The organism is Desulfotruncus arcticus DSM 17038 (assembly GCF_900113335.1).
GTDB lineage: Bacteria > Bacillota > Desulfotomaculia > Desulfotomaculales > Desulfallaceae > Desulfotruncus > Desulfotruncus arcticus.
This window is the reverse complement of record NZ_FOOX01000008.1, coordinates 109,330-128,670: the sequence shown is the minus strand read 5'-3', so window position 1 is coordinate 128,670 and position 19,341 is coordinate 109,330. Positions and strand designations below refer to the sequence as shown.

The 19,341-nt window shown below is 50.5% G+C and carries 20 protein-coding genes; 8 read left to right on the top strand and 12 right to left on the bottom strand.

The window, feature by feature from the left end:
* Positions 1 to 1,329: an aspartate aminotransferase family protein gene (locus BM056_RS12145; protein ID WP_092471678.1), complete on the bottom strand. Its 1,329-nt coding sequence runs from the start codon at positions 1,327 to 1,329 to the stop codon at positions 1 to 3.
* A 413-nt stretch (positions 1,330 to 1,742) separates the two neighbouring features.
* On the opposite strand from BM056_RS12145, the gene BM056_RS12140 reads away from it, so the two are divergent.
* Positions 1,743 to 3,305, top strand: coding sequence for a cation:proton antiporter (locus BM056_RS12140; RefSeq protein ID WP_092471677.1), 1,563 nt, complete (start codon positions 1,743 to 1,745; stop codon positions 3,303 to 3,305).
* A gap of 79 nt (positions 3,306 to 3,384) precedes the next feature.
* Here the strand turns inward: BM056_RS12140 and BM056_RS26230 are convergent, their stop codons facing one another.
* A complete protein-coding gene (locus BM056_RS26230) occupies positions 3,385 to 3,549 on the bottom strand; it encodes a hypothetical protein (protein ID WP_165613500.1) in 165 nt (54 codons plus the stop codon).
* Between the two features lie 91 nt (positions 3,550 to 3,640).
* Between BM056_RS26230 and BM056_RS12135 the strand changes: the two genes are divergently transcribed.
* On the top strand, positions 3,641 to 4,870 hold the full coding sequence (locus tag BM056_RS12135; RefSeq protein WP_092471769.1) for a M48 family metallopeptidase: 1,230 nt from the start codon (positions 3,641 to 3,643) through the stop codon (positions 4,868 to 4,870).
* 91 nt (positions 4,871 to 4,961) lie between these two features.
* Here BM056_RS12135 and BM056_RS12130 read toward each other — a convergent pair whose 3' ends face one another.
* Positions 4,962 to 5,399 (bottom strand): hypothetical protein, encoded by a 438-nt coding sequence (locus BM056_RS12130; protein WP_092471676.1) that lies wholly within the window; start codon positions 5,397 to 5,399, stop codon positions 4,962 to 4,964.
* A gap of 144 nt (positions 5,400 to 5,543) precedes the next feature.
* On the opposite strand from BM056_RS12130, the gene BM056_RS27260 reads away from it, so the two are divergent.
* The 4 genes from BM056_RS27260 to BM056_RS12115 all read left to right on the top strand — a co-directional run bounded on the left by BM056_RS27260 (position 5,544) and on the right by BM056_RS12115 (position 9,029).
* Positions 5,544 to 5,669 (top strand): hypothetical protein, encoded by a 126-nt coding sequence (locus tag BM056_RS27260; RefSeq protein ID WP_274377542.1) that lies wholly within the window; start codon positions 5,544 to 5,546, stop codon positions 5,667 to 5,669.
* Positions 5,666 to 6,124, top strand: coding sequence for a YbaK/EbsC family protein (locus BM056_RS12125; protein ID WP_207648182.1), 459 nt, complete (start codon positions 5,666 to 5,668; stop codon positions 6,122 to 6,124). The genes BM056_RS27260 and BM056_RS12125 overlap by 4 nt, the downstream gene beginning before the upstream one ends.
* A gap of 46 nt (positions 6,125 to 6,170) precedes the next feature.
* Positions 6,171 to 6,842, top strand: a complete 672-nt coding sequence (gene deoC, locus BM056_RS12120) for a deoxyribose-phosphate aldolase (RefSeq protein WP_207648189.1) — start codon at positions 6,171 to 6,173, stop codon at positions 6,840 to 6,842.
* 111 nt (positions 6,843 to 6,953) lie between these two features.
* Positions 6,954 to 9,029: a sigma-54-dependent Fis family transcriptional regulator gene (locus BM056_RS12115; RefSeq protein ID WP_238456443.1), complete on the top strand. Its 2,076-nt coding sequence runs from the start codon at positions 6,954 to 6,956 to the stop codon at positions 9,027 to 9,029.
* On the opposite strand, the gene BM056_RS12110 is transcribed toward BM056_RS12115, so the two are convergent.
* The 7 genes from BM056_RS12110 to BM056_RS12080 form a co-directional block, all read right to left on the bottom strand.
* The gene (locus BM056_RS12110; protein WP_092471672.1) at positions 9,026 to 10,168 is read right to left on the bottom strand and encodes an acyl-CoA dehydrogenase family protein; all 1,143 of its coding nucleotides are present in this window, start codon (positions 10,166 to 10,168) and stop codon (positions 9,026 to 9,028) included. The two genes, BM056_RS12115 and BM056_RS12110, sit on opposite strands and share 4 nt — an antisense overlap.
* A gap of 1 nt (position 10,169) precedes the next feature.
* Positions 10,170 to 10,985, bottom strand: coding sequence for an SDR family NAD(P)-dependent oxidoreductase (locus BM056_RS12105; protein ID WP_092471768.1), 816 nt, complete (start codon positions 10,983 to 10,985; stop codon positions 10,170 to 10,172).
* A gap of 30 nt (positions 10,986 to 11,015) precedes the next feature.
* A complete protein-coding gene (locus BM056_RS12100) occupies positions 11,016 to 11,444 on the bottom strand; it encodes a MaoC/PaaZ C-terminal domain-containing protein (RefSeq protein WP_207648181.1) in 429 nt (142 codons plus the stop codon).
* A 60-nt stretch (positions 11,445 to 11,504) separates the two neighbouring features.
* Positions 11,505 to 11,951 carry an FAS1-like dehydratase domain-containing protein gene (locus tag BM056_RS12095; RefSeq protein ID WP_092471671.1) on the bottom strand — a complete coding sequence of 149 codons (447 nt, stop codon included), beginning with the start codon at positions 11,949 to 11,951 and terminating at the stop codon, positions 11,505 to 11,507.
* A gap of 355 nt (positions 11,952 to 12,306) precedes the next feature.
* Positions 12,307 to 12,525, bottom strand: coding sequence for a hypothetical protein (locus BM056_RS12090; protein WP_092471670.1), 219 nt, complete (start codon positions 12,523 to 12,525; stop codon positions 12,307 to 12,309).
* Between the two features lie 10 nt (positions 12,526 to 12,535).
* Entirely contained in the window at positions 12,536 to 13,711 is a 1,176-nt protein-coding gene (locus tag BM056_RS12085; protein ID WP_092471669.1) for an acetyl-CoA acetyltransferase, read from the bottom strand.
* Between the two features lie 15 nt (positions 13,712 to 13,726).
* The gene (locus BM056_RS12080; protein WP_092471668.1) at positions 13,727 to 15,139 is read right to left on the bottom strand and encodes an OB-fold domain-containing protein; all 1,413 of its coding nucleotides are present in this window, start codon (positions 15,137 to 15,139) and stop codon (positions 13,727 to 13,729) included.
* A 507-nt stretch (positions 15,140 to 15,646) separates the two neighbouring features.
* Here BM056_RS12080 and BM056_RS12075 point away from each other — a divergent pair.
* Positions 15,647 to 17,173 carry a long-chain-fatty-acid--CoA ligase gene (locus tag BM056_RS12075; RefSeq protein ID WP_092471667.1) on the top strand — a complete coding sequence of 509 codons (1,527 nt, stop codon included), beginning with the start codon at positions 15,647 to 15,649 and terminating at the stop codon, positions 17,171 to 17,173.
* A gap of 124 nt (positions 17,174 to 17,297) precedes the next feature.
* Here BM056_RS12075 and BM056_RS12070 read toward each other — a convergent pair whose 3' ends face one another.
* A complete protein-coding gene (locus BM056_RS12070) occupies positions 17,298 to 18,629 on the bottom strand; it encodes a glycosyl hydrolase family 18 protein (protein WP_092471666.1) in 1,332 nt (443 codons plus the stop codon).
* A gap of 177 nt (positions 18,630 to 18,806) precedes the next feature.
* Between BM056_RS12070 and BM056_RS12065 the strand changes: the two genes are divergently transcribed.
* The gene (locus BM056_RS12065; protein ID WP_092471665.1) at positions 18,807 to 19,001 is read left to right on the top strand and encodes a hypothetical protein; all 195 of its coding nucleotides are present in this window, start codon (positions 18,807 to 18,809) and stop codon (positions 18,999 to 19,001) included.
* A gap of 46 nt (positions 19,002 to 19,047) precedes the next feature.
* Here BM056_RS12065 and BM056_RS26225 read toward each other — a convergent pair whose 3' ends face one another.
* Entirely contained in the window at positions 19,048 to 19,191 is a 144-nt protein-coding gene (locus BM056_RS26225) for a hypothetical protein (protein WP_165613499.1), read from the bottom strand.
* Between the last annotated feature and the right edge of the window lie 150 nt (positions 19,192 to 19,341).

Here is a 19,341-nt window from a genome sequence, read left to right as displayed (position 1 = left end):
CTAAAGTTTTGCCGCCATCTCCCGGCCTGTTTCTCCCGCGGCGTTGATGATTCTGTCTATGTCTTCGTCGGTATGGGCCATGGAAAGGGCCCCACCGCCATAAACCGTATAGATGCCTTTGTTCATCATGCGGATGCGGAATTCCTGATCTCGTTTCTTTACGTCGGTACTGGATTCTACTGCTTCAATATTATTCAACGCTGTATCATCTTTGGGAAAGCAGACGGTAAACAGCGAGCCGATGCCGGTGCATTTTGCGTTAATACCGGTTGCATGCATAGCTTTTTCCATCCCTTCCCGCACGCGGCGGCCTTTTTTCTCCAGAGCGGGATAGATTGCCGCGGCGTTTGCTTCCAGGTGGCCGACCATGGCCAGGCTGGCAAGCATGGCTAGCGGCATACAGGAGAAAGTGCCGCCGCCCATCAACACCCCCTGCCCTTTGGGTAGTCCGGAAGTGGGGCTGGCAAGTCCCAGTATTTCTTTTTTGCCTGCCACCAGGCTGATATTCATACCGCCGCCCAGCACTTTGCCCATGGTACAAAGATCCGGTTTGACGTTAAACCGTCCCTGGACGCCCTGCAGTGACAGCCTAAGTCCGGTTATAACTTCATCCAGGATAAATAAAGCACCGGCTTTTTGTATTTCATTACGCACTGTTTCAAGGTAGCCGGGCTTGGGAGGAATGAACAGCTGCCCCACACCTTCGATAATAATTCCGGCCAGGTCGTCCCCGGCCTTCCTGATGGCTGCTATGGTGCCCTCCAGGTCGTTGTAGGAAAATGTTTCCGTATATTGAACTGCTTGGGGTAATATACCCGCGCTTTCGGGAACATCCATTGGTTCATGGACAGCTTTGCTCAATTCGGAATTTGCCCCGTGCCAGCCGCCCCGTGCTTTAAGGATAGTTTTCCTTCCCGTGTAGGCCCGGGCCAGCCTTACCGCGTACATGGTGGCCTCGGTGCCCGATACGCCGAATTTCATCATTTCCGCGCAGGGAACGATTTGGCTAATTTTTTCAGCCAGTTCAACCTGGTAGTGGTTTACAAATCCCCAGTGCGTGCCCCTATTCACGGCTTCCCGCACCATCCCGGCTATGGCTTCGGGCTGGTGGCCCAGGATGTGCGTGTAATGCCCCATCCACAGATCAATGTACTCATTGCCGTCAAGGTCTTTAATCTTGGAGCCGGCAGTTTCCTTTATGTATATAGGGTAAGGCGCAAAGTAGCGCATATTGTGGGAAACCCCTCCGGGCATGACTTTAACAGCCCGCTGGTACATGACACGGGAACCGGGTGTTCTTTCACTGTACTCCCTGATATAGTCTTCCAAAACCAATTGCCCCCTTCTCGTTTCTGGTACTTTTAATGCTGCTGTTCAGGTATTCGGAATCCCGTAAGCCGGTTTTCATACTGACTCCCGATTCCAAAAGTAGTTACAGGTGCTATATAGTTAGCTGCTTTAAATATAGATTAACAAATTTTCTGTATTATTGCATTGATTAAATTTCACGTGGCGGCTGACACCTCTAATGTGTAAATGCTATAATTATGGAAATCAACGACGATAACGGGAATATCAATGAAACATTTAATTGACATTAAGATCAAAGGCAATAATATAATGAAAAGGCTAGGAGTCAGGAGTCAGAATGCTAAAGACTAGTGACCATTTTTTTATTCTGACTCCTGACGCCTGTCTCCTGTAATTATTAAAAATCGTTAAAATGTTAGGAGTCCCTTTTAATGATTGAGCACAGTATTGAAATGATCTTAATCCTAATGGCCATATCAATTGGCGTTACGGCTATAGCCAAAAAGCTGAACAAACCATACCCCATAGCACTGGTGCTGATAGGCGCGGTGATCGGAGTTATTCCCGCCTGGGGGGTGCTTGACCAATTAAGGGATTATTTTGCTTCTGATGAAGTCTTTAGAACGGCAATAATTGCCGTTTTTTTGCCCGCGCTGCTGGGTGAAGCTTCCCTTAAACTGTCTTTTGAACATGTCCGTGAGAACCGCGGCCCCATAATTATACTGGCTTTTGGCGGTACCTTGATCGCCTATCTGGTAACGGGGGGACTGGCTCACTGGGCATTAAACCTGCCTTTGCAAACAGCCCTGGTTTTTGGTGCGCTGATGGCCGCAACCGATCCGGTCAGCGTGATTTCGGTTTTTAAAAGTCTGGGGGTAAACCGCCGCCTGGCAGTGATCATGGAAGGGGAAAGCCTGATTAACGACGGGGTGGCGGTGGTGCTGTTTAAGATCTCCGCATATTCTCTGGCTTCCATGGTGGCAATGGGGCCATGGGGTATAGCGGCCGGCCTGACCGAGTTTTTCAAGGTTGCGGCCGGAGGCATGGTGGTAGGCCTGGCTATGGGCTTTATTTTATCGCAGTTGTTTAAGTACTACGACGACTACCCCCTGGAAATTGCCTTTTCCGTGGTTTTATTTTACGGCGCTTATTTTGTTTCCGAATACTTGCATGTTTCCGGTGTAATTGCCGTTGTTGCCGCCGGACTGGTGCTGGGCAACTACGGCAAAGATGTTGGGATGACACCCACAACCCGTTTAAGTATTTCCGTATTTTGGGATATCATTACCCTGGTTGCCAATTCACTGGTATTTATTCTGGTGGGTTTGGAGATTTCACGCATCAATATGGCAGATCACGCGTCTTTCATTGCCACCGGAATATTGCTGGTCGTGCTGGGCCGTGCTGCAGCTGTATATTTGACCACCTCCCGGCTAAAAATGCCGTGCACCTGGAAACACATTTTAAACTGGGGCGGTTTAAAGGGTTCGCTTTCCCTGGCCCTGGCCCTGAGTTTGCCACTTGGTACCAGCGGCAGAGAGATGCTTATCGCGATGACTTTCGGAGTGGTTTTTTTCTCGCTGGTGGTGCAGGGTACCACTATATCGCCTTTTATCCGGCTGTTGGGATTGCAAAAAACTGTCCGGGGACTGTCTGAATATGAACATCTGTCCTTTGAACTGCAGCAGGCTCTGGCTGCTGACAAAGAGCTTGTCCGCATGCGTGCCGGCGGCAGGGTTTCCCCTGTTGTATTTGACCGGCTTAGAAAAGAAAACAGTGATCGCATTGCAAGGGTTAACGAGGAATTAGCGGCTTTATACCAGAAAAATCCTGAGCTGCTTCAAGAGCAGGAGTACACTGTTCGTAAAAAATTGCTTTACGCTGAACACCAGGCGGTGGAAAAACTGCTGGGTGAGGGGGTTTTAAACGAAGAGACGGGAGAAGATAGGAAAAAACTAGTACTGGAACGGATGGAAACATTAAAAGGAAAATAAAGCCCTCCAGGCTGGAAATAATATTTAGCCGGGGGCTTTTTTATATGATATAATGTTAAATGATGGAAATTATTTTTATCTAGTATTTGACGCTGGGACGGAATTGGTCAAGAACACCTCGAGCGACGTGTGCAAGTCCAAATCCGGTTATTCCTGCACCAAGGGTGCCGCCTATGACTCTGCCTAATCCGGCTACAGCTGCGCCTGTAACAAGAACTGCCCAGTTTGTCGTATTGCCTTTCATTATTTCACCTCCTGCTATTATTGTTTCATCGCACAGGTTTGCTATGCCTGAATTTCGGAGGTAATGAAAAGTCATTTTGGGAGTGATTAAACTGCAATTAAAAATTAACGGATTGTGGCTGCTGCTGATCGTTGCTGCCGGTTTTTTCTGCCTGCTTTATATTTGGTTTACACTATTCCCGGGCCGGGTAAATCCGGAAGTTTTAAATTATTTTTCCGAACAGCAGGTGCATGACGGCCGGGCATACAGTTTTGTGCCCGGGTTATTGTTTGCCTTAAGTTTTTTAGCCCAGGCTGCTTTTTTGATTTGGCTGGTCTTTGGGGGCAGGGCCGTTGCCATTTCCCGTTTCTTCCAGCAAATTACCGGCCGGTCCATCTGGTCGTATGTATTGTTTTTTTTAGTTTTATGGCTGATCTTAAAACTGATTTCACTTCCCTTTGATTTATACACCAGTTTCTTTTGGCAGCATCACTGGGGGTTTTCAACCCAGACGCTGGGGGCGTGGTGGTCTGATTATATTAAAAGTTCCGGGCTGGAACTGGTTCTTTCCGCCGCCGGGGTGGCAATACTCTTTGGCATTATCGGGCGTTGGCCGAGCTTCTGGTGGTTAATTACAGCTGCTCTGGTATCACTCTGGCTGGTGCTGCAGAGCTTGCTCTGGCCGGTACTTATATCTCCTTTATTCAACCGGTTTGAGCCGGTTCGTGACCCCGAAGTAACGGCGATGGTGCAACAGCTTGCCCAAAAAGCCCGGCTGCCGGTTGACCAGGTACTGGTGATGGATGCCAGCAAGCGGACCACCAGGGCCAACGCTTACTTTACCGGGCTGTTTGGTACTAAACGAATCGTACTTTATGACAACCTGCTGTCCGATTACCCTATGAATCAGGTGAAGGCCGTTGTGGCCCACGAGATGGCTCACTGGAAGCAGGGGCATATCATCAAAGGTTTGCTAATGGGTGTTGCCGCCAATTTTTTAATTTGGCTGGTGCTGTTCCTGGTTTTGCGGAGCATGGTGCCTTCAGCCGGATATTATCCACCCTACACCTGGGCGGTGATTTTGTTATTCTTCTTACTGGTGTCTTTTGTAGGGAGCCCCCTGCAAAACTATTTTTCCAGGGGCATGGAGCGTGAAGCCGACCGGGTTTCCGTGATGCTCACCGGCGATGTTCCCGGGGCTGTTCAGCTTGAGGTTAATTTGGCCGTTAAGAACCTTTCCGACGTGTCCCCGCCAAACTTCATCCGGTGGTTTAGTTACAGCCACCCGCCGGCTTTAACCAGGATCAGTGATATCAAACAGGAGGGCCGGGAGTTAAAGTAAACTGTCAAATGAGCACGGGGCGGGCGGACATATTCGATCGCCCTTACAGCGCCAAAAAAAGCCGCTTATACCAGCGGCTTTTTTTTCCTTACTACATCATGTGCTGCTGTGTTTGTTGATAAAAGCCCTGGTTAGGCATACCCTGGGTAAAATATGCCCCCTGGTTGGGATACACACCCCGGTTGGCGTAGCCGGTATTGGATTCCCTGACGCTTTGCAGCGCTCTGGACAGGTCATTAAGCCTGAATTGGATGCGGTTTAAAATATATCCGGCCATCTCCATGCGCTCATTGATGGTTTGGTTTAACTGCTGGGTTGCCTGGGCGATTTGAGCCGACATATTCCTGGCATTTTGGGCCGCGCTAAGCGCACCTTGCAAGTTGCCGGAATTAATAGACATAATTATATTGTCACAGGCGGAAACGAGGCTGCGGGAGACTTCCACCGACCTGTTGGACTCCGCCAATAACATTTGACCATGGCGAACTGCGTGTTGCAAAAAAGGATTGGTTCCCAATGCATGATGCATATTTCAACACCTCCTGATTTATTTCAACATTATTTTTTAAAGAAAGACACAATGTTATGCGGCTTAAAATTTTACTATTATTTTGGCGACAGCAGCTAAGAAAATATGAAAATTTGGTCTGATAAAATAACATGTTGCAGACAAATGAAAAAAAACTACAGCATTTGTTGCGCCGAAACCGGCGGCAGGCGCTTTGCTGTCCTGCAGGACAAGCTGTTGTTTTTCGGGTATAATGGTCAGGAAAGCTATTTTTGGAGGGAAAAACCTTGATTGATCGTGTGCGTAAATATGTGCAGTCTTATGATCCCAGTATAGAGCCCATTGTTTTTAAAGAAAAGACAAGCACAGTGGAAGAAGCTGCTAACGTTTTGGGAGTTGAAACAGGCAAAATCGCCAAATCCATTTTATTTCGGTCGGGGGATACATACGGGTTATTTGTCGTACCGGGTGACAAACGAATAGATCAGAAAAAGGTTAAAAATCTAATCGGCAGCAAACCCAAAATGGCTTCTGCAACTGAAGTTGAAGCTGTGACCGGCTACAAGGTGGGTGGTGTCTGTCCCTTTAACCTGGTCCAAGACATACCGGTATACCTTGATGCAACGATGCAAAGATTTGAGGTGGTATATACTTCAGCCGGCAGCGCAAATTCTTTATTGCCGATATCGATTGAAAAACTAATGGAGATAACCGGCGGCAGCCTGGTTGACGTCAGCGTGTCGTAGCCAACCAGAGGCGTGCCTCTTTTGTATTTAAGGAGATGAAAAATTGATCAGTGCACAGGAATTGGCGGGTTTAATCGACCATACTTTGTTGAAACCGGTGGCGACCAGTATTGATATTATTAAACTTTGCGCAGAAGCAAAAGAATATGGTTTTGCAGCAGTTTGCGTTAATCCGTTTTATGTGCCGCTGGCCAAGGAGCAGCTTAATGGTTCTGCAGTTGCAGTGTGCGCGGTGGCCGGGTTTCCTCTGGGAGCCGCTTCAATTAAGTCCAAAGCCTTTGAGGCGGACAAAGCTGTCCGGTCAGGTGCCGGCGAAATAGATATGGTGATCAATATCGGGGCGCTAAAGGAGCACCGGGATGAGCTGGTTCTGGCGGATATTGCGGCGGTGGTGGAAGCAGTACATGCTGTTAATCCCGATGGTTTGGTTAAAGTTATTATTGAAACCTGTTTTCTTACCGCAGAGGAAAAAATCCGGGCCTGTCTGTTGGCCGAAAGGGGCGGAGCCCGTTTTGTCAAAACCAGTACCGGTTTTGGGTCCGGCGGGGCCACGGTGGAAGATGTCGCCCTGATGCGCCAAACAGTTGGCCAACAAATAGGTGTCAAGGCCTCCGGCGGAATAAAAACCTTGCACCAGGCTCTTATGCTGATTGAAGCCGGTGCAAATAGAATCGGCGCCAGTGCCGGAGTAGAGATATTAAAAGAAATGAAATTGTAAAAAGACCACCACCCGGCGGTCTTTTTTACACTCATGAGGGTGAAAAAGACTTAACCATGGATATGCGATATAATATTGGTAGCTGCAGCGAAAGGGGTGAATGCGTTGCGGATGAGAGATTTTATGACGCCGGACGTGCCGACTTTGCATCCGGGTGATAGTATCAAGCGGGCAGTTGAAATTTTCCGCCAGACCCGGCTGGATGGCATACCCGCTGTAGATGAAAACGGTAAGCTGACGGGCTTGTTGACCAAAGTAAACTTATACGATGCTATTTTAGAGGGCTGTTCCTTGGACAGGCCGGTAAGCGGGTTTCTGACCCGCAAGGTGGTAACTGTGGAAATGGAAGCCCCTTATCGTTATGTGGAAAACGTGGTTAAAACCAGTCCGGTAGGGATGGGGGTAGTGGTTGACGGGCATAACCGGGTGCGTGGGGTTTTTACCAAAGTTGACATGATTATGGCTTTATTCAGGCGGGCGGATTTGCTGAATGCCAGGCTTAAAGCTGTTTACCAGGCTATGCATAACGGCTTGGTTTCTGTCGACAGGTCCGGGCTGATCACTTTGCTGAACCCGGCGGCGGAATCACTGTTAGGGGTAATGGAAGAGGCAGTGCTAAACAGCTCCGCGGAACAAGTATTGCCCGGCTTGAATTTTACTGAAGTGATGGAAACGGGCCGGGTGGAGATAGGCAAAAAGTGTATGGTGGCCGGCCGGGCGCTGCTGGTCAACTTTACACCCGTAATTGATCGCGGCCGTACCTCGGGGGCCATGGCTATTCTGCAGGACCTTACCGAACTGGAAAAAGTTGCGGCGGAACTGGAAAGTGTCCGCACACTGCAGCACACGCTGCGCACGGTGCTTGATATTGCCTACGACGGGATAGTTGTGGTTGATAAAGATGGCTGCATAACCTTTGTAAATCAGTCACTGGCAGATTTTTTCGGCCTTGATCCCCAAGAGGCTATTGGCAGGCATGTTACTAAGGTACTGGAAAACAGCCGGCTGCATATAGTCGCCCGCACGGGAGTTCCGGAAACGGGGCAGCTGCAACAGATCAGGGACGGGTATTATATGGTTTCCCGCCTGCCCATCGTTGAAAACGGCAGGGTGGTTGGGGCAGTCGGCAAAATGATGTTCCGCAACCTGGAAGAAATCAGGGAGATGGCCAGGCGCATGGACTCCCTGGAAAATCAGCTTAATTATTACCGCACCGAATTGGAGAAGAAAGGAAGTACCTATTATACCTTTGACAGTATTATATCAGTAAGCTCGGCTGTGATTCAGCTTAAGCAGGAGGCCCTCCAGGCGGCGCGGGGTACCTCAACCATTTTGGTCCAGGGGGAAAGCGGCACGGGAAAAGAGCTTTTTGCCCAGGCTGTTCACGCGGCCAGTCCCAGGCGGAGCCGCGCTTTTGTTAAAGTTAATTGCGCTGCAATTCCGGAGCACCTTTTGGAATCTGAATTTTTTGGCTATGCGCCGGGTGCTTTTACCGGGGCGCAGCGGGGAGGCAAACCGGGGCGCTTTGAACTGGCCAATGGGGGTACGATATTTCTTGACGAGATCGGTGATATGAGTCCGGGACTGCAGGCCAAACTGCTGCGGGTGCTGCAGGATAAAGAGTTTGACCGGGTGGGCGGTACGCGTCCAATTCAGGTGGACGTGCGGGTGGTTGCGGCAACCAACCGCGACCTGGAAGGCCTGGTGTCCAGGGGCGAGTTCCGGGAAGATCTTTTTTACCGGCTCAACGTGATACAGCTTACCATACCTCCCTTGCGGGAACGTCCGGAAGACATTCTGCCCCTGGTGCATTATTTTTTACGCAAATATAATGAAATATTTGGAACCAGGGTTACGGATATCACTGCGGAAACACTGGGGATATTAAGCGGCTACCACTGGCCGGGAAATGTTCGCGAACTGGAAAACATCATCGAGCGGGCAGTAAATTTTGCCTCCGGCGGTGTAATCCAGGTAAAAGACCTGCCGGCCTATCTGCGCGGAGACAAGCCCGGGCAAGAAGGCCCGCCCCCGGGAGGAAATTACCGCGACCGGTTGGGGGGTGCCGAAAGGGAAATCATTGTTTCCGCGCTCAAGGCTTCCGGGGGGAATAAAACCAAAGCTGCACGCATGCTGGGTATCAGCCGCTCCCGGTTATACGAAAAGTTAAAAAAACTGGGGATTTAAAGCCCCAGTTCTTTGGCAATAATGCTTTTCATTACTTCAGTGGTGCCGGCAAAAATATTGAATATGCGCACATCCCTGAAGTCCCGGCTGATGGGGTACTCATCGCAGAAACCGTAACCTCCGTGCAGCTGCAGGCAGTGGTAGGCGACCCGGTTGACCATTTCGGTAATCCACCACTTGGCCATGGAGACTTCCTTAACAACTCTTTCCCCGGCCAGGTGTTTTTCAACCAACTGGTAGAGGAAAGTGCGGCCCAGCTCTATTTCCGTGGCCATTTCCACGATTTTAAAGGAATTATGCTGGAAAGAAGCTACCGGCCGGCCAAAGATTTTACGGTCCCGGCAGTATTCAACGGTGTACTGAAGCATTCTTTCGGCTACACCCTGGGCCATTACCGAACAGACCAGGCGCTCCTGCTGCAGCTTTTCCATCAGGCAGGTAAACCCGGCGTTTTCCCGGCCCAGGATATTGCCCGCCGGCACCCGGCAGTCGGTAAAAATCAGCTCCGAGGTGTCCTGACTCTGCAGTCCCATTTTATCCAGCTTGCGGCCCCGGAGAAAGCCGGGGGTATCCCGCTCCACCACAATCAGGCTCATGCCCCGGTGTGGGGGATTCGCCCCGGGGTCTGTCTTACAGGCCACGATTACTAAATCAGCCAGGATTCCGCTGGAAATAAACGTTTTGGCCCCGTTAATTACGTATTCATCACCGTCCCGAACGGCGGTGGTGCGAATGGCGGCAAGGTCGGAGCCGGTATCGGGCTCGGTCATGGCCACGGCTGCGATAATATCACCGGAAACGCACCCGGGCAGCCATTTTTGTTTTTGCTCGGGAGTGCCGTAGGAGTGGATATAAGGAACTACTATGTCACTGTGCAGGGGGAACATTACATGGGTTCCGGCCCGGGCCAGTTCTTCAGTGATGATCACAGAATATTCAAAACCGGCGCCCGCCCCGCCGAATTCCTCTTCCACCCAGGGGCACAGAAAACCGTTGTCCCCGGCCTTATGCCATACTTCCCGGGGTATGATGCCCTCTTTTTCCCACCTGGGGTAATTAGGTATTATTTCCGCCTGCAGAAATCTTTTAAAGGCGTCACGAAAAATTTTATAATCGCCGGCATTTAAATCAAGGGCCATATTACAGACCTCCGGTAACCCTTAATACTTCTCCGCTGATATAATCGGCAAGGGGCGAAGCCATTAACAGTATCGCGCCGGCGGCCTCTTCGGGTGTGCCGGCCCGTCTTAACGGAATCATGGCTTTAAACATCTGGCGCGCGCTTTCCGGTATACCGATGGAAACATCTTTGTCTTCCGCTTTAATAGCTTCCCCCTTTTCCTTGGCCTGAGTCAGCCGGGTTTCAATAAAACCAAAGGCCACGGTATTTACGCAAACGTTAAAGGAGCCCCATTCCTTGGCCAGCGTTTTGGTAAGGCCCACGACTGCCGCCTTGGCGCTGGAATAGTTGGCCTGGCCTGCGTTTCCGTCCAGACCGGCAATGGATGAAATGTTAATAATCTTGCGGGTTCCTCTTCTGCCTGCTTCTTTATCCTGCTTGGCGGCATCCCGGATGTACGGTGCCGCTGCGCGGATGATGCGGAAAGGAGCGGTTAGATGAATTTTTAACATGGCTTCCCACTGCTGGTCGGTCATTTTATGAATAACGCCGTCCCAGGTATAGCCGGCATTGTTGACTATAACATCAATACTTGGCCCGAAGGACTCAACTGCGGTTGCAACAATTTTTTCCGCAAAGCCGTCGGCGGTTACGTCGCCCACGCAGGCCACGGCCCGGCCGCCGCCGGCTTTGATTTGCTCAACAACCTCCAGCGCCGGCGCTTCGTCCAGGTCGCTGACCACTACCCTGCCGCCTTCACGGGCGAAAAGCAGCGCTGTTTCGCGGCCTATGCCCCGCCCCGCTCCGGTAATAATGCAGCATTTATCTTTCAGCATTAAATCCACTAACTATTCCCCCTTTAGTTTTTACCTTTTCGGCAGTGACGCTTCAAAGGTGCCCTTAAGTTTTACTCCGCCATTTTGGTCGGCGGCTATTACCTCACCGGTAATAACTCCGGAACCTTGTTCTTCGCGTTTGCCGGTTATTGTGCCGGTTACGGTGATTTTATCTCCCAGCTTGGTCATATCTACAAACCGCACGGAAAGGCGGGTGAGGTAGCGGTTGGGTATCCAGCCCGCCACCGCCTGGCCGGCAATGCCCATGATCAGCATCCCATGGGCAATAACGCCGCCTGTTCCGGCCATCTGACCGATTTCCGGCATATAATGCAGCGGGTTAAAATCGCCCGATGCGCCGGCGTATTTAACAAGCTGTATTTGGTCAATCGGAGGCTTGGTGAGCGGGGGCAGCTGCTCCGACACCTGGAAATCGTCGAAATACAGTTCGGTTTTCAAAGTTACCACCTCTTTATCAAGTAATTCTCGTATGTGGTTATCGCAGTTATTATAGTTAGGTTAAGCCTGACCCCGTTCGATGATGGTGCTGCGGCAGGTTAAAACGGTATCACCGTTCTGGTTGCGGTAGGTGGTTTCCAAAACAAGGATACTCATTTTGCTTTTTTGAAGTTGTTTTTTCAAAACGCTGCCGGCCTCGATCACGTCGCCCGGGTAAATTACTCCGGAGTAAACATAGTCCTGGCCTCCATGCAAAACCTGCACCGGGTTAAGCTGCAGCTTGCGGCAGAGTTCCATGAAGTCGGACCCTCCCCAGAACTCAATACAGGTACCGAAGGTGGGCGGTGCGATAACGTCCTTGTAGCCAAGGGAGCGGGCGTATTCCGGGTCGGTATACACGGGGTTGTCGTCGCCGATGGCCAAGGCCAGCTCCCTGATTTTTCCACGCTCTACCGTAAAAGTATAGCGGGAAAGTTCGGTGCCGACCAAAGAACTGCGGTCGCTCATTTTTTCATACCTCCTTTGTGCGGTAATATACATGTGCTTGACTAAGCTAAATTAGTGGGGGCAATCTGCCCCTTACCAGTAAGTTAAAATAGATACCGTAGGCAAGGCGATCCGGTGGCTTCCCGGAGTAAGCGGAGCACTGGATGCGGTTAGTAGCCCGTCAAATCCCCAAAGCTTTGACCCCGGAAGGGCGTAAAGTTACGCCAGACAGATTGTTGCAAGCGTTAAATACAAGTAACTACACGAACTACAATGAAAATTGCGGAGCGCACGGAGGGAACCGCCGGAGCGCCAGATACAAGTATCGTTAAAAAATTCCTAATAAGTAGGTGTATCCTCTTACCAAATGCCAGCCTTACCGGTCCAACATAGTTTTTCCCCCCGTACCGGCGTACTCCCGGTGCAGGGGGCAGGCCGCTTTGGCCCGGCAGTTCGCCTCGTCCAGGCACCGCCAGGAAAGCAGCCGGGTATCCACCTGGCAGGTGCAGGTGCCCTCAAGTTCGTATAATTCCTCAACCCGCACCTTATGCCCGGTCTCCGGGCATAAGCGGGTGCTCTCAACCAGGGTTCTCATTGTGCGCCCCCTAGCCGGGTTCCTTGCCGACAATGCAAACCGAGCAAACCGATTCCCATGGGAAGCCTCCAAGATTGTGGGTGAGGCCCAGCCTGGGATTGTCGATTTGCCTCGGTCCTGCCTGGCCTCTGAGCTGCAGGTACATTTCATAGAGCATGCGCAGGCCGCTGGCTCCGATGGGGTGGCCGAAAGATTTCAGCCCGCCGTCCGGGTTTACCGGCAGTTCGCCTGCCAGGTCGAATACACCGTCCAGTACGTCCTGCCAGGCCCTGCCGCGCTCGCTAAAACCAAGATCCTCGTAAATGACCAGTTCCGTCGGGGTAAAGCAGTCATGCACCTCGGCCATACTAATTTCTTTACGCGGGTTGGTAATCCCTGCCTGGCGGTAAGCATCAACCCCCGCATGGTATGTTTCCCTGATTGAGGTGAAATCGTAATCCTGGTGCATGGCACCGTGCCCGGGCCCGCACACCACCGACAGAGCCTTGACATAAATAGGATCTTGGCGGTACTTATGAGCGTCTTCCGCCCGCACGATAATAGCCGCCGCCGAACCGTCAGCCACGCCGGAGCAGTCCATAACACCCAGCGGAGCCGCCACAACCGGTGATTTAAGTATCTTTTCCATCGGCACTTCCTGACGGAATTGGGCTTTGGGGTTTAGCGCGCCGTTTTTATGGTTTTTGTAAGCTATTCTGGCCAAAACCTTTTTACCGGTTTCCGGGTCCAGCCCGTACTTTTTAAAGTAAGCCGGGGCCAGCAGGGAAAAGGCGGCCGGAGCCGAGTAGTTGGGGGCGGTTCCGTCACCGGGGGGAGGGGTGATAACCAGACCGCTGTATCCCGAATCCTTTAATTTTTCAACACCTATGGCCATAGCTATGTCATAAGCCCCCGAGGCTACGGCGTAACAGGCGTTTCTAAATGCGTCGGTGCCGGTGGCGCAAAAGTTTTCCACCCTGGTCACCGGCTTGTATTGTATTTTTAACGGCTCCGACAGGCTGATGCCCGCCCAGCCCGAAGCGCAGGTGCCCAGCCAGTAAGCCTGAATGTCATCGGGGCTTAGTCCTGCGTCGTTGTACGCTTCATAGGCCGCCTCCACCAGCATGTCGTTAATGCCCTTATCCCAATGTTCGCCAAAACGGATGCAGCCCATACCTATGATGGCAACTTTATCTCTGATGCTCATATCATTATCCCTCCTTTACCTCTTGGGCCTGGCTTTCCAGTAATAGTTGTGAATGCCGCCGGCCTGGTAGAGCTTGCGGAAAGTCATTTCGACTTCCATCCCTATGGCCACTTTGGCGGGCTCGCAGTCCGTCATCTCGCAAAGCAGTCTGCCGCCCCCCTCGTAGTCCACAACTGCAAAGACAGTGGGGGGATCCTGGGAAATCGTCAGGTGATCTATGGTATAGGTTGCAATCCTGGCATTGGTGTCGGCAAAGCGGTAGGGAGTCATCTCGTCAAAGGTCCGGCAGTGCACACAGACTCGCTGGGCCGGGATTTGAGGCGTGCCGCATTTTGTGCAGCGGCTGCCGTAAAAGGCCAGGTTCTTGGCTGCATTACGCCACATGGCCGGGGCGGACGGGCGATCCGGGTCCGGGCGCCTGGGCGGCTCAAAGTCCAGCATATTTTTCCAGCGCAGATAGGTCAGGTAGTTCATGGTATTTTTCCTGGATGCCAGTAACCTGGCTGCTCCCAGCCGAGGGGCGAAGTTTTTAATATTCTCCGTGACTTTAAACAGAACTGCATCGGCCCCTTCTCCGAAACTTACCATTAATATCCGGTCCCCCGGCCCGGCTTGTTCCAGGGCCGCGGTCAGCATCAGAGGGGCGTGGGCTGCGCCGGCCAGGCCAACCGTGGCAAAAAGCCCGTCTTGGATCTGTTCTTGCCGGAAGCCCATGGACATGGCCGTGCCCGCCTGGTACCGTGGTGAAGGAGCATATAAAACCAGCTTATTGATCTCCGAGGGCATAATTTTTTGTTTGCCGGCCAGAGTGGTCAGCACCTTTTTAACCATAGCGCCGTAGCCCCTGGTAGTTACAAACCTGTCTTCCCAGGCCCGCACGTACTTGTCATCGGTTTCACGCCACTGGGTAATCACGTCGCCGGCCACGGTGCAGGTGGCTTCGATTTCCGCCAGCACATTTTCGGTTCCGACGACCAGCGCAGCCGCCCCGTCACCAAAGAGCTGCTCAAATTGTCCCCTGGCCGCGCCTAGACGGCAGTCGGCTGCTGTAACCAGTACGCTGCCCGCCCCTGATTTGGCGGCGTCAACAGCAGCCAAAAGGGCGGTGGTGCCCGCCCGTAAAGTGGACGTATAGTCTGCCGTACGAATTGTGTCCGGCGCATCAATGGCAGCGGCTACGGTAGTGGCTGATTGTTTTTCGCGGTAGGGTGGCGTGGTGGTGGCGAAAAACACTCCGCCCAGGGCGGCGGGCCCGCTGCCGGTAAGGCAGTCCCTTGCCGCTTCAACCGCCATAGTTACACTGTCTTCATCGTAATTGGCAACCGCTTTTTCCCCCGGGGGAGCCGGCTCGCCGTAGGCTTCGGCCAGACGTTTGCGCTCCATGCGGTTAAAGGGGATATAGGCACCGAAAGCGGTTATACCCACCATAAGGCAATTACCTCCTATAGATTGAATTTCTTTAAATTGGGGACATACCTCCGACCCAAAAGCTTTGAACCAAAAGAGGAGGTGTGTGTGCCCATCCTTCCTATCCGCAAAGTATGTGCCAACTGTCAGCTAGCTCTGATTTAAACTAAAACAAGGGTTTTAGAGCTGCAGGTATGGTTTGATGCCTGGTTTGTCCGTATCGAAAACAGGACAATTGTTCCGGAAACAGGACGGAGTTTAATATTCCAAAAATTCAAAATTAACTAAAATAAAGAAGGTTCTTTTGGGCATGATTATTGCGTTACAAGCCGATAAAGCATCGTTGATAAATCGTTGATCATTTTTATAATCGTAAATTAACGGCAGGATGCATAATCCATTAGATAAAGGGAGGCTGATTATTTCCTGAGTAGAAAACGACTACTCGGCCGAGGTGGAGGAAGTCCTTTAAAAAATACTTTGTGGCAGTGGAGCAAACAAATATAAAAAAAATTTGGAGGTGATATTTTGGATATTGGTGGCATGCTGGCCCGTAATGCCCGCCGGCACCCAAACAAAGAGGCCCTTGTTTATGGCGACAAGCGCTACACCTACGAAGGGCTAAATCTGGACGTAAACAAGTTGGCCAATGCCTTACTGGCGCTGGGGGTGAACAAAGGTGAAAAAGTGGCTCTGATGATGCAGAATTCAGACCGTTACGTGATAGCTTTTATGGCCATTATGAAGGTTGGGGCTGTGGCGGTTCCGGTTAATTTTCGCTTGGCTGCGCCTGAGGTTGAATATATAGTCAACCATTCAGACAGCGTGGTATTTTTCTTTGACCCGGAATACGACGGGTTGGTGGCTTCGTTAAAAGGGAAAATATCCAAAGTGCGGCAGTTAATCAGTGCCGGGAAAAGTGAAAACAATGCGGGGGCAGTGGACTGGGACGCTTTGACGGCAAATATCGCAGGAGAGGAACCCGGGGTGCTGGTGGAGGAATGGGACGATTGCGAAATCCTATACACTTCCGGTACCACCGGCAGACCCAAAGGGGCGCTTTTTGATCACCACCGCATATTGCACGTGGGCATGGTGATGGTAGTCCATATGGGGGTTAACCCCGGGGACCGTTTGCTGCACCTGGCTCCGCTTTTCCACTCGGCCCAGTTGAACCTGTTCCTCGTTTCCGGGATGTATGTGGGAGCAACCCACGTGGTTTTACGGACATTTGAGCCTCATAGGGTACTGGAGACTTTGGGGAAAGAAAAAATTACTTTGTTCTTTGGCGTGCCCACCATGTATAATTTTATGCTGCAGGTGCCTAATTTTGACAGCTATGACCTTGCGTCGGTGACCAGATTCGGCTATGGCGCCGCGCCAATGCCCGTGGAATTGGTGCGGCAGGCAATAAGCAAATTTTCTACAGACCGGTTTTATAATTTATGCGGCTTGACAGAAGGTGGTCCCGGAGGCATCATGCTTGTGCCGGAAGACCAGCTGCGCAAACCCGGAGCCGGTGGTAAAGCCATTATCAGCACTGAAGCCAGAGTGGTGAATGATGCGGGCGGAGATATCCTGCCGGGACAGGTGGGTGAGTTTATTATTCGCGGTGAGACCGTGATGATATGCTATTACAAAAACCCGGAGGCCACGGCAGAAACGCTGCGCAACGGCTGGCTGCACACCGGCGATTTTGCAACCATTGATGATGAGGGTTACATTACCCTGGTCGACCGTAAAAAAGATATGATTATAACCGGCGGAGAGAATGTCTATTCCACCGAAGTTGAACAGGTTTTATACCAGCATCCGGGAGTACTGGAGGCGGCGGTAATCGGGCTGCAGCACTCGGTCTGGGGGGAAACAGTTGCCGCGGTTATATGTCCCAAGCCGGGTAATGTAATATCTGAAGAAGAATTAAAAGCATTTTGCTCAAGCCGTCTGGCTGATTACAAGATACCTCGCATTTATAAGTTTCCCGAAGTGCTGCCAAGAAACGCTTCGGGTAAAGTGCTCAAAAGAGTACTGCGGGATACGTATAAACGTTTTTAATATGGTATAAAAAAAGCAGACCAAAGCTTAGTCTGCTTTTTTTTAATCATTTTGCCGCTGTCCTTAAATGCCTGCCATATAAAGGACCCAAAGTTCTAAATAACCTATTAGCGCTGCAAAAGTCTTACGAGTACAATTTATCTCTGATTACTTTCCAGCTTGCGGGGTCTTCCATGCCAAGGCGCCAGATGGCAATTCCTCCCAGGTTGTAAGTATTTACAATATCCAGCTTGGCAGCGAGGCTGCTGGCGTTTTCAAAGTAAACACTATGCCAGGAGCCATTTTTGTCGGTGTAACCGTAGTAGGGAACCTGTTTGTTGGCATCCCACTGGATCTGCCTGTTGTATTGCCTGGCCGTATCTGCAGCCATTTGGTATGAGATATAGCGGGAAGTCCCATTATTGGTGTTCCAGTCGAACCCGAATCCTGCTACCCCCATCAGAATCTTTTCCGGCGGCAGTTTGGTCAATGAGTATTGGGCTACATTTTCAACATACTGCCTGGATGCAATTGGCCCCGGGCTGCTGCCGCTGCTGTGTTCATCATAGGCCATGATAACTATTTGATCAGCGTATTGCCCTATTTGGGAATAATCAAAATTATCTCCCCAGCCACCCAGGGATTTATCCGTTGTTTTAGATGGAACGCAGGATATAATTTTGAGTCCGGCGGGCTTGAACTGCGATGATAATTCCTTTAAGAATTGTATGTATAGCCCACGATCGTTGGCATAGATATTTTCGATGTCTATGCATACTCCGCTGTAACCCTGATTTTTAACCAGGTCATAGATATTAGTAACCAGCTTCCAGCGTGTATTGGAATCTGCCAGTGCTTTGTGCACTACATCCTTGCTTACTGTGGAAGAGCCATAAAGAAGATTGTGTATCAGTACATAGTTGCCAATATTATTTTTCTTGCTGAAACTAAGTAATTCGTTTACTTCCGGCCATGTTTGTCCGCCGTATAGCTCCAGACTGCTCGGGTCATTCCTGTTGAGCCGGTACCAGAAAGGAGAAACCGAGGTTAAAAGGCTGCTTTGTGCTTTAACTGTGGCCATGGAAGATGGTAGCGCAGGTTCGTCACCGGTATAAAAACCCAGAACCTCTTTTTGGCTGTGGCTATTGCTGTTGCTATTGCTATTGCTGTTATTCCGTAAACCAAGTAATTTGCTAATCTGCGAATTAGTTTGCACACCGACAATGCCATCCGGCTTTAAACCGTAATTAAGCTGAAATTTTTTTATGGAAGATGCTGTCACAGTACCGAAATAACCTGTTGGTTGAGCAGAAAAATAGCCCAGTTGCTGCAGCTGCTGCTGCAGGGCAAGCACATCGGGACCTCTGTTGCCTTGTTTTAAGTTGCTATAGGCGCCGGAAGATTGGACATTCAGGACAAGAAAAAAAACCAGGAAAGTAATTATCATAGCCGCATGTTGTCTATACCTTGATGTCATTATAGCCTCCTAGTACAAAATTTTCTTTACGCACAGAATTATATAATAGACTAACTTTTAAAGACATCCCTAAAATTTATACTAAGTTGTCAAATGTTTTCTATGTTATAACCTAAACTTGCGGGGATAATTTTGGTGGCCGGCGCAACAATATAAAAAAATGAAGGGGGTGGAAAATTGGAAAAGCCGGATCACCCCGGTCATCATTACAGGGAACCGGAATTGCAGCAAGACCTGCACCGGCCGGTGGGAGCGCCCAGGCCCAGGGAAATAAAGTCGCAAAAAGCCCAGCTTAACAGCGGGCACCGGCCTGGTACAGATAAGGACGTTAAATTGGGTATGAATAAAAAAACAGGACACTTGGATGATTAACATTTAAAGCAAAAACACCGGAATTGACCGGTGTTTTATTTTGTATTTAATACTTCGTGCTGCGGCTTTCAACCAGTTCTTCCGGGCTGGTGTGTATGCGTATATAGTCCTGGGCCGCGTTTTCATTGGCTTCCTTATTTATGATATCCATTTCCGCGTCGGCAATATATGAATCCTGACTTTTTGGCATTATTGCTCACCTCCTGCTTTTAGTGTGAGCTATTTTAAAATTTATTAACCCGGGTAATTGCAGGGCAGCTGTTGCTAAATAATGGGTTGATCACCCTGCCGCTGATGCGTGATAAGTAACTTGCATTTGTTCAAAATGGGTTTGTCTTTA

What these genes read in the sequence shown, in the direction of transcription:
- BM056_RS12140 (WP_092471677.1), top strand. Translation starts at nt 1,743, where the DNA reads ATGATTGAGCACAGTATTGAAATGATCTTAATCCTAATGGCCATATCA.
- BM056_RS26230 (WP_165613500.1), bottom strand. Translation starts at nt 3,549, where the DNA reads ATGAAAGGCAATACGACAAACTGGGCAGTTCTTGTTACAGGCGCAGCT.
- BM056_RS12130 (WP_092471676.1), bottom strand. Translation starts at nt 5,399, where the DNA reads ATGCATCATGCATTGGGAACCAATCCTTTTTTGCAACACGCAGTTCGC.
- BM056_RS27260 (WP_274377542.1), top strand. Translation starts at nt 5,544, where the DNA reads ATGAAAAAAAACTACAGCATTTGTTGCGCCGAAACCGGCGGCAGGCGC.
- BM056_RS12115 (WP_238456443.1), top strand. Translation starts at nt 6,954, where the DNA reads ATGAGAGATTTTATGACGCCGGACGTGCCGACTTTGCATCCGGGTGAT.
- BM056_RS12110 (WP_092471672.1), bottom strand. Translation starts at nt 10,168, where the DNA reads ATGGCCCTTGATTTAAATGCCGGCGATTATAAAATTTTTCGTGACGCC.
- BM056_RS12105 (WP_092471768.1), bottom strand. Translation starts at nt 10,985, where the DNA reads ATGCTGAAAGATAAATGCTGCATTATTACCGGAGCGGGGCGGGGCATA.
- BM056_RS12095 (WP_092471671.1), bottom strand. Translation starts at nt 11,951, where the DNA reads ATGAGCGACCGCAGTTCTTTGGTCGGCACCGAACTTTCCCGCTATACT.
- BM056_RS12090 (WP_092471670.1), bottom strand. Translation starts at nt 12,525, where the DNA reads ATGAGAACCCTGGTTGAGAGCACCCGCTTATGCCCGGAGACCGGGCAT.
- BM056_RS12085 (WP_092471669.1), bottom strand. Translation starts at nt 13,711, where the DNA reads ATGAGCATCAGAGATAAAGTTGCCATCATAGGTATGGGCTGCATCCGT.
- BM056_RS12080 (WP_092471668.1), bottom strand. Translation starts at nt 15,139, where the DNA reads ATGGTGGGTATAACCGCTTTCGGTGCCTATATCCCCTTTAACCGCATG.
- BM056_RS12070 (WP_092471666.1), bottom strand. Translation starts at nt 18,629, where the DNA reads ATGACATCAAGGTATAGACAACATGCGGCTATGATAATTACTTTCCTG.
- BM056_RS26225 (WP_165613499.1), bottom strand. Translation starts at nt 19,191, where the DNA reads ATGCCAAAAAGTCAGGATTCATATATTGCCGACGCGGAAATGGATATC.